The following is a 15644-nucleotide window of genomic DNA, read 5'->3' on the forward strand; positions in this document are numbered from 1 at the left end:
AAGCGTTTTGCTTAGGTATTATCATCAGAGTAACAGGGAGCCTGACAATGAAGTCAGCGTATAAAGTTTTTCTCGCAGGAATGTGTTCACTTTTCTTATTTGCATGTGGTGGTGGAGGCAGTATCTCGGATGATGGCACTGGTAATGGCACTGAGCCTAAACCAAGTGTTGTGACAGTTACTCTTAGTATTTCTAATAGTGATAGTGTTTCTGTTGCGACGCCTGCTGAAGTTAAAGCAACAGTTATTGACTCCAAGACTGGTCCCCTAGCTGGCGTTGTTGTTTCATTCAAGTTAGATAATGAAGATTTAGGCTCTTTTACCCCTTCAACAGGGACGCAGTTAACGGACTCATCTGGAGTTGCAACACTTAAACTTAATACTGCAACCTTAGCGGGGGCAGGTAATATAACGGCAAGTGTTGCGAGCGGGGCTTATATAACTAAGGGCTTTTATTCAAAGGGAGATGGTGTTGTTCAGCCGGGAACGGGGAATAAACTTAACCTATCTCTTTTTAATGCTCAGGGACAGGCTATTACTGACATTAGTTCCGCTATACAGGGAACCGTGAGTGCAATATATACAAATAGTACCGACGAACCTCTTGCTGGTAAGGTTATTACTTTTACCTCAACATTAGGTAAATTCATACCTGAATCAGGTACCGCGCTAACTGATACAAACGGCCTAGCTACAGTAATCATCACGGCCGGAACAGTCGCTGGTGCTGGTAAAATAATTGCGAAAGTAGACGATACAGAGTCAAAACCATTTGGATTTAATACTACAGGTGATGAGGTTGATGTTAAACCAATCGATGCATATAGCATTGCATTAATAATTACTGATTCACAAGGTCAAGAATTAAGAACGATTAGTCATGTTGTTCCTGGTACCGTAACGGCTTCGTTATTGAAAGACGGAGTACCTACCAGTTATCAAACTGTCTCATTCAATTTAACTGGCCAGGGCATATTAAATCCTTCATCAGGAACCGCTCTCACTGACTTAGCAGGTAATGCTTCGGTAACATTAGTGACTGGTACTGATGCAGGTGCTGGCACTGTAACTGTTAGTTTTTCACTTGAAAATGAAATAATCACCGATAGTTTTAATTTTGACGTCGTGGGTGATGCACCTGGTGGAAATGGCGAAGCTAATTCTTTATCAATACAGTTGACAAATAGTCAGACGAGTTTGCCAACCACGAATGTCAGTGCAGCACAACCGAGCAAGGTTACGGTTACTTTAATAGATAAAGATGCTACTCCATTGGTTGGTAAAGTGGTGAGTTTTAGTAGTACCTTAGGAAACTTCCTTCCAGCCAAAGGGACTGCTCTAACAGATACAATTGGTCGTGCTTCTATTATTTTAACCGCTGGTAGCATTGAAGGTGCTGGTGAGGTCACTGCAAGTTATGGTGCCGCGAAGGCTATTGTCGGTTTTGTTACCGCTGGTGATGATATTGATCCTGTAGAAGCAAGCCCTGAGATCAATTTTAATATATATGATTGTAATGGTGTTGCTGCTTGGGACAAAACACTAAAGAACTTTGAGGTTTGTAATCCAACCGATCGTATTACAAACGATAAACCTGGCATTATTGGTGCTAAAGTGACTCGTTCTGGCAGTACGCAAGCCCTAAAACAAGTTCTTGTTACTGCCGCGACAACATTAGGTGCTATTAGCCCTAATTCAGGTACAGCAATTACGAATGCTGAGGGTAAAGCTATTCTCGACTTGTACGCGAATAGTAACGTTGGGGCTGGCGAAGTATCCTTAAAAGTCAAAGAGACTGTATCTACAAAAGCGTTTGATATTGGTAGAGTAAATATTAGCCTCGATATAAAAACAAGTGTAGGCAATAACTCTTTACCAGCAGGTGGTTCTACTATTGTTGAAGTCACGGTTTTCAATCCTGATGGTTCATTATCGACAGGCCAACCTTTCACTATAGAATTTTCATCAGAATGTGTTGCTGCTGGTAAAGCTGTCATTGATTCGCCGATAGTTACTAACGCTGGTAAAGGCTATTCGACCTATCGTTCAACAGGATGTAGTGGTTTAGATACAATATCTGTTTCAGCTGTTACTGGTGGCGGCTCAGTGTCTAAGACGACTCAAATTACAGTTGATACAGTAAAAGTTGGAGCTATTGAGTTTGTTTCTGTAACACCTAATCAGTTGGCTCTGAGTGGCACTGGTGGAATTGCAGGAGTAGGTGCACGTAGTGAGACATCTGTTGTTCAGTTCAAGTTATTAAATGAAATTGGCCAACCGGCTAGTCAGCAAAGAGTTTGTTTTGAATTGAGTACCGAAGTAGGAGGCATGACGTTATCACCATCACCTCTTGCTGAGGATTATTTGGCATGTAGCAATATGCCTCAGCCTGGAGATGCTGAGTACCCTTCAGACCTGAGTTTACCGAATAAATATGCAGTGGCTTACACGGATGCATTTGGCCAAGTTTCTGTTACGGTAAAAGCTGGTGATATTCCTACACCTGTAAAAGTATTTGCTTTATGGTCTGGTAGTACTGGCAACGGTCATGATGCAACTATTTCTAATATTTCAGATGAGTTAGTTGTATCTACAGGACTTGCTGATAATGAGAGTTTCTCTTTATCTGCCACCATTCTTAATCCTGAAGGATGGGATCATGATAATGAACAGTCAATAATCAATGTGTTAGCTGCGGATCATTTTAACAACCTTGTACCTTCTGGTACTCGAATCAGTTTTAGAACTGAAGGCGGTGGTATTGACAGTTCATGTGTTACTGGCTCCAAAGATAATGGTGCAGGTGTATTAATACCTAATGGTGGTTGTTCTGTGACTTGGCGAAGTCAAGATTCTCGTCCTTTCAAAGGAACGACTGTGATTTGTCCTAATGGTGGATTTAATGGAATTATCACTCCGCCATGTACGGGTAATAGTTATGCTCGCTATCTTGACGGTACTAATTCCGTTATTGCAGAACCACGTCCAGGTAGAACGACAATTACGGCTTACGCGATAGGTGAAGAGAGTTTTGTTGATTTAAATGGAAATGGGTTATTTGATAAAGATGAAGATTTTAGTGATTTATCTGAAGCGTTCACAGATCATAACGAAGATGGTAAATATCGAGGTTCACCATTACCAGCAGGAGCGGTTAAAGAAGAATTTATTGATTACAATGTAAGCGGTTCTTTTGATGGTGCAGATGGTAAGTATACTGGTTTACTTTGTGCGCAAGGTTCTGAGGCAAACTGTACTGATACAGGGAGTGATAATTTTAAAGCTCAGTTGAATGTATTTAGAAATCTTCCATTAGTCATGTCTGGCAGTACTCCATTCATGAGACTGGTGAATATAGATGCAGTAACTGGAAATATTACCCCAGTGCAACCGATTGATTTAACAGTCGATGCATCACAAACCGTTTATTTATTCCTTTCAGATTTAAACAATAATACGCTTCCGTTTGGAACTACGATAACTGGAACAGCAGATAATGGCGTATTAAGTTCAGTGACCTCAACATATACAGTAGGACATAATACCTCTAGTAAACCATTGCTATATCCTTTTACTATTGGTTTAGAAACATCTCCAAATAAGAAAACAATTGGACCGCTAACGATTACGGTTAAAACCCCTTTGGGTGAACCATTAACTGTGTCTGTCAACGTGATAGATGCTGGTTGATGATTTACTCTAGTTAGTACAGCGAAAACGCCCGACTAGCATTCGGGCGTTTTTCTTTATTATGTTTGGTTAGTGTAAAATATAAATTGCCAGCGTTATTCTATCTCTGAAACTGATAAACGCTACCTAGTTTCATGATCTGAGTCAGTTCATCTAATGCGGTGCGTGATTCATTAATCAATTGCGGATCGGCTAAGTCTGCTGTGGTTAATCTGTCGCGGTAATGTTTATCCACCCAAGTATTTAAGCGCCCAAATAAGCCCTCATTCATTAATGTATGTTGATTTACTGCAGCAACTTCCATGTCATTCATCGCTACTCGTAAACGCAGGCAGGCGGGGCCGCCGCCGTTTTGCATACTCTGTTTTACGTCGAAGTAAAGCACTTGCTTAATGGGGGTGTTTAGCGTCAGTAGTTCATTCAAATAGGCAAATACTGCGGGGTTTTCTTGGCAATCTGTTGGAGCAACAATAACCATTTCGCCAGAGGGCAGCGTGATGATTTGAGTATTAAATAAATAACTTTTTACGGCATCATTAATACTGACTTTTGCAGTTGGCACTTCGATGAAATACAGTTCAGTATCAAGCTTACGTTTAATTTCATCGATTTTATGTTGTGTATTTAAGAAAGCTTGTTCATGGTAAAACAGCACATTCTGGTTACCAACCGCAATAACATCATTATGAAATACCCCTTGGTCAATTACATCGGGGTTTTGCTGAATAAAGACACAATTATCCTCTTCAAGTTGATGTAAACGCGCCACAGCCATCGACGCTTCTAAGGTCTGTCTTGCTGGATATTTTTGTGGTTTAGGTGCACTGGGGTTGGTGGCTTCCTGCCCGTAAACAAATAGCTCTACGCCAGCATGACCATATTCTTTACAAAGCCTTGTGTGGTTTGCCGCACCTTCATCACCGAAGCTATTATGCTCAGGTAGATGACTATGGTGATGAAAATAGTGGGGATCATTGAAAGTTGCTGTTAGTATGCGCCCCGTTGTGAGGGGCTCGATGCTGCGATGCAGCTTATCAACTAAGTTGGCTGGGGTAAAATGCAGTTTTCCGTCACGAGTGTCGGCACTCGGTGAGACTGTTGCGGCATTGGCTGTCCACATACTGGATGCACTGCAACAGGCATTAAGCAACATAGGCGCTTCTTTCGCGGCTTGTTGTATAACATTAGCATCTGAGCCAGAAAATCCAATTCGGCGCAATGTATAAAGGTCTGGGCGCTCTTGAGGGGCTAACATACCTTGAACCATACCCATATCAGCAAGGGCTTTGGCTTTTTGTAGCCCTTGTTTCGCAGCGGCTTTGGGATTAGAGGCTAAAGCGGCGTTGCTCAGTGACGCAACATTGCCAAAAGACAATCCTGCGTAATTGTGTGTTGGTCCAACGAGTCCATCAAAATTCGCTTCAAAGTGCTTCATTGCTTATCCTTGTGATAGGGAAGGTTATTATTTGTTTAGTGTCCCTGAGGGGGCCAGTATACTGTGAAGCTTTTTGGGCGCACAAGCGCAGGTTTTTGTGCTTAAAGCAGCTTTTTGGCCATAAATGCATAACTATTTCTTGCTTGCTGGCCAATAATGAAATATTAGTTTTTAATTACGCATATATATTTTTACATTTTTTCAACTTTGATTAAAAAGTGACTCGCTGGCACATATAAAAGAGGGATTAACTTGAAACTATTCACACAACCCTCTATATATGGTGCCAATTTCCACCTTCTTGAGATTTTTTGGCGCAAAGTAAACTATGGGTAAATCGCTAGTAATTGTCGAATCACCGGCCAAAGCTAAGACTATTAATAAATATCTTGGCAAAGAATTCATCGTTAAATCGAGCGTAGGTCACATCCGTGATTTGCCGACATCATCGACTTCCGAAGGCAATGAAAAGGTTAAATCCGCTGCCGAAGTAAAGAAAATGTCGCCAGAAGAAAAAGCTCAATATAAAAAGGTGAAAGATCAGCAAGCGCTGGTATCTCGCATGGGCGTAAATCCCGAAAAGGGATGGGCGGCCAAGTATCAAATACTTCCTGGTAAGGAAAAAGTAGTTAAAGAGTTACAGGCGCTGGCGGATTCTGCTGACACCATCTATCTCGCAACCGACTTAGACCGTGAAGGAGAAGCTATCGCCTGGCATTTGCAGGAGGTGATTGGTGGCGACCCTTCGCGGTATCAACGCGTCGTTTTTAATGAGATCACTAAAACAGCAATTCAAGATGCTTTTAGTAAACCGTCAACACTCGATACCAACATGGTTAATGCCCAGCAAGCTCGTCGCTTTTTAGACCGAGTGGTGGGTTTTATGGTGTCACCTTTGTTGTGGAAAAAAGTCGCCCGCGGCTTATCTGCAGGACGAGTGCAATCGGTAGCTGTTCGCTTAGTGGTTGAACGCGAAAGTGAAATTAAAGCCTTTGTGCCAGAAGAGTTCTGGGATGTCCATGCTGAGCTCAGCACGCCCGCTCAAGAAGCCTTGCGGATGGAAGTGGTTAAGCATTTAGATGCTGCCTTTAACCCTGTCAATGAACAACAAGCAATGGCCGCGGTTCAAGCGTTATCAGCAGCAAGTTACACAGTGCTTGCCCGTGAAGATAAAGCGACCCAAAGTAAACCATCAGCTCCTTTTATTACCTCTACATTACAACAGGCTGCGAGTACACGTCTTGGTTTTGGTGTGAAGAAAACCATGATGATGGCCCAGCGACTTTATGAAGCTGGTCATATCACGTACATGCGTACTGACTCGACTAATTTAAGTCAAGAGGCGGTAGAGAACCTACGTGAGATGATTGCCAAAGAGTTTGGTGATAAGTATCTCCCTGCAGAGCCTATTCGTTATGGTTCTAAAGAAGGTGCACAAGAAGCTCACGAAGCGATTCGTCCATCTAATGTGCATGTGCAAGCTGCCACATTATCAGACATGGAACGTGATGCTCAGCGTCTGTATGAGTTGATTTGGCGCCAGTTTGTGTCGTGTCAGATGACACCAGCGCAATATGATGCAACTAAGTTAACTGTAAAAGCGGGTGACTATGAGCTTAAAGCCACCGGACGTACCTTACGTTTTGATGGTTGGACTCGCGTGCAAACTGCACTTAAAAAGAAAAATGAAGAAGATAGTACTTTGCCATTTGTAGCACAAGGCGATGTATTAGCATTAAAAGAGTTGCAGCCTAAGCAGCACTTTACTAAGCCGCCAGCACGATACAGCGAAGCGTCTTTAGTGAAAGAATTAGAAAAACGTGGTATTGGCCGCCCATCGACCTACGCAACAATTATTTCAACTATTCAAGACCGTGGTTATGTGAAGGTTGAAAATCGTCGTTTCTATGCTGAAAAAATGGGTGAAATAGTCAGTGAACGTTTAGTCAGTAGTTTTGCTGATTTAATGAGCTATGATTTTACCGCCAGTATGGAGCAAACATTAGATGATGTGGCTCGCGGTGAACTCGATTGGAAGAAAGTTCTTGATGGTTTCTATGCCGATTTTACTAAGCAATTAGAAAAAGCAGAGCTCGATCCTGAAGAAGGCGGCATGCGTCTTAACCAAATGGTGATGACGGATATTAAATGCCCCACTTGTGGTCGTCCAATGGGTATTCGCACCGGTACAACGGGTGTGTTCCTCGGTTGTTCTGGTTACGAGCTACCACCAAAAGAGCGCTGTAAAACGACGATGAATTTAACGCCTGGCGTTGAGGCTATTAGCGAAAACAGTGAAGATGCTGAAACCGATGCGCTACGTGCAAAGCATCGTTGTAGTATCTGTGGCACGGCGATGGATAGTTACCTGATTGATGAGAAGCGTAAGCTACATGTCTGTGGTAATAACCCTCTTTGTGAAGGCTATGAAGTCGAAGAAGGCCAATTTAAGATAAAAGGTTACGAAGGCCCGCTGATTGAGTGCGATCGCTGTAGTAGCAATATGGAGCTTAAAAATGGTCGTTTTGGTAAGTACTTTGGATGCACGAATAGCGAATGTAAAAATACCCGTAAATTATTAAAGAACGGTGAAGCTGCGCCACCAAAAGAAGATCCTATCTATTTGCCAGATCTTAAATGCACTAAGTCTGATGCCCATTTTGTGTTACGTGATGGCGCGGCAGGCATTTTCTTGGCAGCCAGTACGTTCCCTAAATCACGGGAAACTCGGGCACCTCTGGTTGAAGAGCTCGTTCAATACCGTGAACTACTGTGGCCTAAGTATCAATATTTAGCCGATGCTCCTGTTACCGATGATGAGGGTAATAAGGCGGTCGTTAAGTTTAGCCGTAAGACTAAAGAGCAATATGTTGCCACTGAAGTTGACGGTAAAGCGACAGGCTGGTCCGCACATTATGTCAATGGTAAGTGGGTAAGTGAAGCAACAACGAAGAAGGCCAAGAAAAGCTAACTTCTATGAGCTCAGATTTAAAATGAAAAAAGCCAAGTCATGTGACTTGGCTTTTTTTGTAATTACGTTTTTTTATCGTTATTGTAATGATAAACAAGATTAGATTACTAACAAATGAAACACTAACTTGAGCTTGTTGACGATAGAGCGCTGATGCTTCTTATACAACCACAACATGCCAATCGATCACCATTTCTTTTTCGGTTGAAACAGCATATCAATATCATCATCTTCATTTTTAGATTTCGCTACTCGGGGTTCAGATTGTTTCTGGGCGCCCATAATTTCGTCGAGTAATAGCTTGGCTTCATCTACCTTACGAGCAATAAAAGGATCATTAGGTGTCTGTGCTTTGATAGCATGTAAAGTTGCCAGAGCTTTGGTAACCATTTGTTTTGATGAGCCATATTGCTTCATGAAACTGGCAGCTCGTGCGCGAGAAAGCATTGAGTCAACGTTAATTCTGAGCTGCAAGCTATCAATGCGGCTTTCTTCCTGAGCAAAAATATTCGGATCAACTTTGCCTTTATTATGTTCAGCCCTGAGTATGGCTTTTAACTTCTTTAAGGTTTGTACTAACGCTAAAATCTGTTTGTCATTATCTGGTAATTTAAAGTTTTCAATCGGTGGCGTTTGAGGTTGGCCAGATTGCAAAGTCGTTATTTGATTGTTGATATCGGCTAGGCGTCGTTGATAATCCGCTTGCTGCTGACCATTACTTGTTGCCGTAGCAGCTTGCAACGCATCTTGCACTCGACGGTACAATACTAAGACGATATTGGTGCTGCAGGGCATCATACCTGTGTTTGATAAAACAACTTCTGTTTCATCAATAATTGCCCTTTGGCGAGCAAATTCGGTGCGCCGCTCTGCTTCCGCACGTTCTCTCTGTTGTTGTAAAACGTTAATTCCGATAACAAGTAATAAAAGTGCACCGATAAGGATCAGAACCAAGGTGAATGACATAGATGTTCCATTATTTATCCAATTGAACTAATGCTACAATAAATCAATAAACTAGCATAGTTATCTTAGCCTAGGTTATCATTTCTGTCGTATGAATCTGCAGACTTGCGCGCTATATTCCAATTTACTTTAGTTTTTACTATATACTATAACGATTGATTATAGCTGAGCTCATTTATGACTCAGTTGTTAATGGCATTTTTCGTGGTTAGATACAAGGAAATAAAATGAAACTGCAACAACTCAGATATATTGCCGAGGTCGTCAAGCATAACCTTAATGTATCGGCAACAGCTGAAAACTTGTATACATCCCAGCCTGGGATCAGCAAACAAGTTCGTATGCTAGAAGATGAGTTGGGGATCCAAATATTTGGTCGTAGCGGTAAACATTTAACCCATGTCACACCTGCGGGTCTACAAGTGATCAGTATTGCCAATGACATTTTGGGAAAAGTTGATAGCATTAAAAAAGTATCTGAAGAATACACTAAGCCTGATCAAGGCGAGTTAAATATTTCTACTACCGATACACAGGCGCGTTATGCATTACCGACGATCATTCGTCAGTTCATTGATCGCTATCCTAAAGTGAACTTGCATATGCATCAGGGCACACCGTCGCAGATCAGCGAACAAGCGGCTCGTGGTGATGCCGATTTTGCCATAGCAACCGAAGCTATGCATTTGTATTCAGATTTAATTATGTTGCCTTGTTATCACTGGAATCGTTCTATTGTCGTACCTAAAGATCATCCTCTTGCGACGCGAAATCAAAATTCTCCAATAAGTATTGAAGAGTTAGCACGTTTTCCACTGGTCACGTATGTTTTTGGTTTTGACCGCGCTTCTGAAATCGAGAAAGCCTTTAACCATGCTAATTTAGAACCTCGTGTTGTATTTAGTGCAACCAGTGCCGATGTGCTTAAAACCTATGTGCGCTTGGGTTTAGGTGTTGGTGTGATTGCCTCAATGGCGATTGACCCTATTGTTGATAAAGATTTAGTCGCTATTGATGCGGGACATTTATTTGCGCACAGTACGACTAAAATTGGCTTTAGAAAAGGCAGTTTTTTACGCAGCTATATGTATGACTTTATTCAACATTTTGCACCACATTTAACCCGCGATGTAGTTGAAAAAGCTGTAGCGTTACGGGATCAACAACTTATTGATGAAATGTTTGCGGATAAAAATTTACCGATGCGATAGTAAGGTAAATATCGTTCTCGCAGTTAACAAAAATAATCCATAAAAAATGCCGCTGAATAAGCGGCATTTTTTATGGATGGATATTTATAATAGATTGGATATTTATGGATTGTTTTACGACAGAATAAATTCTTCGCCATCAGCTCAAGATAAAGAATTATGGCCGAGTTAAGAGATATCCATTTTATCTAACATTTCCAACTGTGCCAGTGCAATAACGGCTTGTGTACGATTGCGAACGCCGAGTTTTCTAAAAATTGCAGTGGCATGTGCCTTAATTGTCGCTTCTGATACGCCTAAATCATAGGCAATTTGTTTATTCAATAAACCTTCAGCAAACATTTGCAGTACTTTATATTGTTGTGGTGTTAAGTCAGATAATTTACTGGCCATTTTATCAACTGCATCATCTTCAATTGGAATAATTTCAGCGCCTTTGGGCAGCCAAATATCGCCGAATAATACCGCTGTGAGAGCCTCTTTAAGGGCTTCCATGGAGGACGATTTGGGGATAAATCCGCTACTACCGTAATGAATCGCACGGCTGATAGTATTAATGTCTTCGTGAGCTGAAATTACCACAACCGGTAAGTCAGGGTAATGTGAGCGTAAATGGATAAGGGTAGAGTAGCCGTGTGAACCAGGCATTTGCAGATCCAGTAACACGAGATCGTAATTAACATGACGATCATCAAGTACTACTTGCAGTGCATCAGCACTGTCGGCTTCAAACCATTGTGCATGCTCAAAGGCACTTGTGAGTGCTTGACGTAGTGCATTTCTGAACAATGGATGATCATCTGCGATAATTATATTTAAGTTTTCTAGCTTCATGGCTTTTATGATTATGTTCGTTGCGCGTGAAGATTGAACTCAATGTAACAGAAAAGTAATCAAGGATCCTATTGCTTTATTCGCCAAGAAGAACAAAATTTTGATATGTTTCTGGTTGTTAGATTTCGATCGCTATATTGCTAAGCAACATACGCAGCGTAACGTAGCCATAAAAAGCCTAGGATAACGGACTAATCTGTATCTTTATAAGGCTTAAAAACTATCTGTTAGGCCACACTTGAGTAGGATTTCGTTGTTCGTCAACCGCAACAAAGGTAAATACACCTCGTATTGCATGCTCTCGATGATCTTGGTACATATCTTCGACATAAATATTAACTTCTACTTTTAGAGAAGTATTACCTACATGGATCACCCGAGCGATAAGCTCTGCTAATGTGCCGGCAGGAATCGGTTTTTTAAAGTCGATTCTATCTGAACTGACGGTAACCAATGTTTTGCGACAAAAGCGTGTAGCGGCAATAAAAGCGGTTTCGTCCATCCAAGCTAATGCCTCGCCACCAAATAGCGTATTGTGGTGGTTAGTTATTGCTGGGAAAACCGCTTTAATGACTCGAGCTTCTGATTGATTTATCCGTTGTTCGATAATATCAGAATAATCAGTTTGGGTTTGTTCTAGTGCGTTCGACATACATTAACCTAAAGTTATACGATAAAAGTCTAAGAGGGGCGGAGTATAACGACATCAATAAAACTTGCCTAGAATTAGCCAAAACTTATCGATAATCGCACTTTTACGCCCCTGAAAATAACATTTTAGCAATATGCTGAAACGCTTATGTAGCCTAAATTTAATACAGTTGATAGTGTGAAAAAAAAGCGTGTTCTCTTCATTGCTAGATTGTGAATACAGTAAGTGACTATTTTTTCGGATTAAATATAAATTAGACATTTGATATATCATATGTAAAATAGTTATAACCAATGGGTTAACAAAAATGAAACATGAGTATAGGTTGTCAATGTCACGGCTGTTGCCTTGCAGTTGGGGAGTTTGATTTTGGACTCACTTTGGGTAGTTGACATCAATATAAAACAATAAAAATAGTCATAAGGAATTTACCCATGAGTAACGTTACATCCAGATTGTCTACGCGAGCACCGCTTGCGATGGCAATTGGTCTATCACTGTTTGGCGTGAGTTTGCACGCGCAAGCAGCTGCGGTTAGCTGCGAAGGCATTGCGCCTTGGTCAGCAGGTCAAGTGTATGCCACACCAACCCAAGTCACCCACCAAAATGCGCTGTATAAAAACCAGTGGTGGACCACCAATGAATCGCCATCTACGGCTGCGCAGGGAAATGTGTGGAAGAACCTTGGTACTTGTGATTCGGGCGTCGTGAATCAAGCACCTGTTATTACCGTCACATCTCCTGTCGCAGGCGCGAATGTTAACGTTGGCGACAGCGTCGTATTAGCGGCCAGTGCAACAGATGCCGATGGCACAGTCGCAAGTTTAGTTTGGTCGATTAATGGCGTGGCGGTTGCAAGCCCTTGGGCGGCTACAACGGCAGGCACAGTGGTATTTCAAGTGCGTGCAGTGGACGATAAAGGCGCCGAAACGCTGCAAAATATCAGTGTGTTAGTTGCTGATACGCAGGAGGCAAACGTAGCACCTGTGACGACTATTTTGTCACCAACAAATGACAGCGTTGTCAATGTGGGGGAGAGCGTATTAGTACAAGCACAAGCGAGTGACAGTAATGCTGGTGATAGCGTGTCACGAGTGGAGTTGTGGGTGAATGGTCAGCTCAAGGTGAGCGATAACAGCGCGCCATATCAATTAAGTTTTACGCCAAGTGTGGCGGGACAATATCAACTGGCGACCAAAGCCTATGATACCCGCGGCGGAGTAGGCACATCAGCAGCAATAAATCTTGTTGTTAATGCCGCCAACGTAGCGCCAACGGTGAGTTTAAGCGGTATCGAGCAAGGCTTTGTAATGGCGCTCAATACGCCACTGGCGCTCAATGCCACTGCGAGTGATGCCGATGGCAGCATCAGCAGTGTGCGCTTTTGGGCCAATGGTGAACTCGTTAGCGAAGACACCACAGCACCCTACAGCGCTGAATATAGCGCTGTAATTGATGGACCTGTACGTTTACAGGTTGAAGCAATTGATGATTTAGGCTTGAGCGCGATGTCTGGCGCGGTAACAGGTTTTGCTGGCACGCCAAGCACAGATGATGAAAGCTGTCGTCCAGAAGGGTTATTGGGTAATTCACCTTATTGCCAAGTGTATGATTCTGAAGGCCGTGAAAAAATGGGCGCTGATCATGCGCGTCGTATCATCGGTTACTTTACGTCTTGGCGTACGGGTAAAAACAATCAACCTGCCTATTTAGCTAACGATATCCCGTGGGATAAAATCACCCACATTAACTATGCGTTTGCGCATGTTGATGCTAGCAACAAAGTGTCTATTGGCAATCCAACCAATCCTAATAATGCTGCGACTGGCATGACATGGGAAGGGATTGCGGGCGCCGAAATGGATCCGCAATTTGCCTATAAAGGGCATTTCAACTTACTGAACAAATACAAGAAACAACATCCTAATGTCAAAACGCTGATCTCGATTGGCGGCTGGGCAGAAACTGGTGGTTTCTTTGCCGATGATGGTACGCGTGTGGCGTCGGGTGGTTTCTATGAAATGACCAAAACACAGCAAGCCATGGATACGTTTGCCGATTCTGTGGTGACTTTTCTTCGTACCTATGGTTTTGATGGCGCAGATATCGATTATGAATATGCAACATCTATGGCCAAATCGGGTAATCCAGATGACTTTGCGGTTTCCGAGCCACTGCGCGCGAGCTTATTCAAACAATACGATGTATTGATGAAAACTCTGCGTGAAAAACTCGATGCAGCGGGTGTTGCCGATGGTAAACATTATATGTTAACCGTGGCGTCACCGGCTTCAGGCTATTTACTGCGCGGGATGGAAGCGTACCAAATGACCCGTTATTTGGATTACGTTAACATCATGAGCTACGACTTACACGGTGCGTGGAATGACTTTGTTGGCCATAACGCGGCGCTGTTCGACACAGGTAGCGATGCCGAACTGGCATTTTGGGATGTGTACAGCACAGTGCAATACGGCAATATTGGTTACCTCAATACCGATTGGGCTTACCATTATTTCCGCGGCGCTATGCCTGCCGGTCGTATCAACATAGGTATTCCGTATTACACCCGCGGTTGGCAAAACGTACAAGGCGGCACTAACGGTTTGTGGGGCTTAGCGGCTTATCCTAATCAAAGTGCTTGCCCTACAGGTACGGGCGATGGTACATCAAACTGTGGTAATGGCGCACAAGGCATTGATAACCTATGGCATGATTCGGATATTCGCGGTGACGAAATGTTCGCCGGTTCTAACCCCATGTGGCATGCCAAAAACCTTGAGCAAGGTATTAGCGGCAGCTATCTTGCCGCTTACGGTTTAAAACCTGATACCGCTCCTGCTGATGCATTAGTGGGCGTATATGAGCGTCATTACGATAGCGTTGCGGAATCATCTTGGTTATGGAACCCAACTAAAAAAGTGTTCTTATCGACAGAAGATGAGCAAGCCATGGCGCGTAAAGTGCAATACGTTGTCGATAAAGGCATTGGCGGCGTGATGTTCTGGGAACTGGCGGGTGACTTTGATTGGTATCCAAGCCGTAACAACGGTCAAGGTGAATATTTCATCGGCGACACAATGACAACTATTGCCTATAACGGTTTTGCGACGGCAACGCCTTACGGTAATCGCATTAGCAACAGCGCGGCGCCAACACAAACGTTAGCCTTAAGTGCTGAACTTAAAGGCTTTAAAGTGGGCGACAGTAATTATCCAATTACGCCTGATTTGGTTATCACCAACAACAGCAGCGTCACCATTCCTGGCGGCGCGGTGTTTGAGTTTGATATTTCAACCTCAACCTCAGCTGAAATTAGCGATCAATCGGGTATGGGCTTAACTGTGATGGTCGATGGCTCTAACGCCGCGGGCAATAATATTGGTGGGTTGGAAAACGATTTCCATCACATCAAGTTTACTTTGCCGACGTGGAAGAACATCGCACCTGGCGCGAATTTTGAAGGCGTGATCAAGTACTATTTACCTGTGTCTATGCCGTCTAACTTCACAGTAAGCTTTAATGGCCAACGTTATGCATTTGCCAATAAAGACAGTGTGAGCGTAACGCCAACAGACCCTACTGCCTGCGAACTTAATCCAAGCCTGCCAGAATGCGTTACGCCACCTGTTGGCAATAGCTGTGCAGCCAAGGGCATTAATGCCAGCACAATTGCAGCGTATCCTGATTTCCCACAAAAGGACTGGCAGGGCAATCCAAGCCATGCCGCCACGGGCGATAAAATGAAGGATGCCAGCAGCGTGTTTGAAGCGCTGTGGTGGACGCAGGATAAACCTGGCAGCACAAGCTCTTGGAAGTCTTTGTGCAGTCTGTAAACATTCGTCAAATTGTTCATTCTAACGCGGCGCGATAGGATGAATGTCTG

The 15644-nt window shown here is 43.0% G+C and carries 8 protein-coding genes; 4 read left to right on the forward strand and 4 right to left on the reverse strand.

The annotated features are described in order from the left end of the window. Positions 1–47: 47 nt before the first annotated feature. A complete protein-coding gene (locus BW947_RS11350; protein WP_076499648.1) occupies positions 48–3689 on the forward strand; it encodes an Ig-like domain-containing protein in 3642 nt (1213 codons plus the stop codon). A 100-nt stretch (positions 3690–3789) separates the two neighbouring features. Here the strand turns inward: BW947_RS11350 and astB are convergent, their stop codons facing one another. Beyond that, positions 3790–5124 carry an N-succinylarginine dihydrolase gene (gene astB, locus BW947_RS11355; RefSeq protein ID WP_076499649.1) on the reverse strand — a complete coding sequence of 445 codons (1335 nt, stop codon included), beginning with the start codon at positions 5122–5124 and terminating at the stop codon, positions 3790–3792. A gap of 328 nt (positions 5125–5452) precedes the next feature. Between astB and topA the strand changes: the two genes are divergently transcribed. After that, positions 5453–8095: a type I DNA topoisomerase gene (gene topA, locus BW947_RS11360; RefSeq protein WP_076499651.1), complete on the forward strand. Its 2643-nt coding sequence runs from the start codon at positions 5453–5455 to the stop codon at positions 8093–8095. Between the two features lie 186 nt (positions 8096–8281). Here topA and zomB read toward each other — a convergent pair whose 3' ends face one another. Continuing rightward, positions 8282–9061: a flagellar motor control protein ZomB gene (gene zomB, locus BW947_RS11365; RefSeq protein WP_076499652.1), complete on the reverse strand. Its 780-nt coding sequence runs from the start codon at positions 9059–9061 to the stop codon at positions 8282–8284. Positions 9062–9288: 227 nt separating this feature from the next. On the opposite strand from zomB, the gene cysB reads away from it, so the two are divergent. After that, complete coding sequence (gene cysB / locus BW947_RS11370; protein ID WP_076499654.1) at positions 9289–10272, forward strand: HTH-type transcriptional regulator CysB; 984 nt, start codon at positions 9289–9291, stop codon at positions 10270–10272. Between the two features lie 168 nt (positions 10273–10440). Here cysB and BW947_RS11375 read toward each other — a convergent pair whose 3' ends face one another. Together BW947_RS11375 and BW947_RS11380 are read right to left on the reverse strand one after the other, a co-directional pair. Then, a complete protein-coding gene (locus tag BW947_RS11375; protein WP_076499656.1) occupies positions 10441–11106 on the reverse strand; it encodes a response regulator transcription factor in 666 nt (221 codons plus the stop codon). A 220-nt stretch (positions 11107–11326) separates the two neighbouring features. Continuing rightward, a complete protein-coding gene (locus BW947_RS11380) occupies positions 11327–11758 on the reverse strand; it encodes an acyl-CoA thioesterase (RefSeq protein ID WP_076499658.1) in 432 nt (143 codons plus the stop codon). Between the two features lie 434 nt (positions 11759–12192). Between BW947_RS11380 and BW947_RS11385 the strand changes: the two genes are divergently transcribed. Continuing rightward, on the forward strand, positions 12193–15594 hold the full coding sequence (locus BW947_RS11385; RefSeq protein ID WP_083948182.1) for a chitinase C-terminal domain-containing protein: 3402 nt from the start codon (positions 12193–12195) through the stop codon (positions 15592–15594). Positions 15595–15644: the final 50 nt, after the last annotated feature.

It is taken from the genome of Shewanella morhuae, from assembly GCF_900156405.1.
In the GTDB taxonomy this organism is placed as follows: domain Bacteria; phylum Pseudomonadota; class Gammaproteobacteria; order Enterobacterales; family Shewanellaceae; genus Shewanella; species Shewanella morhuae.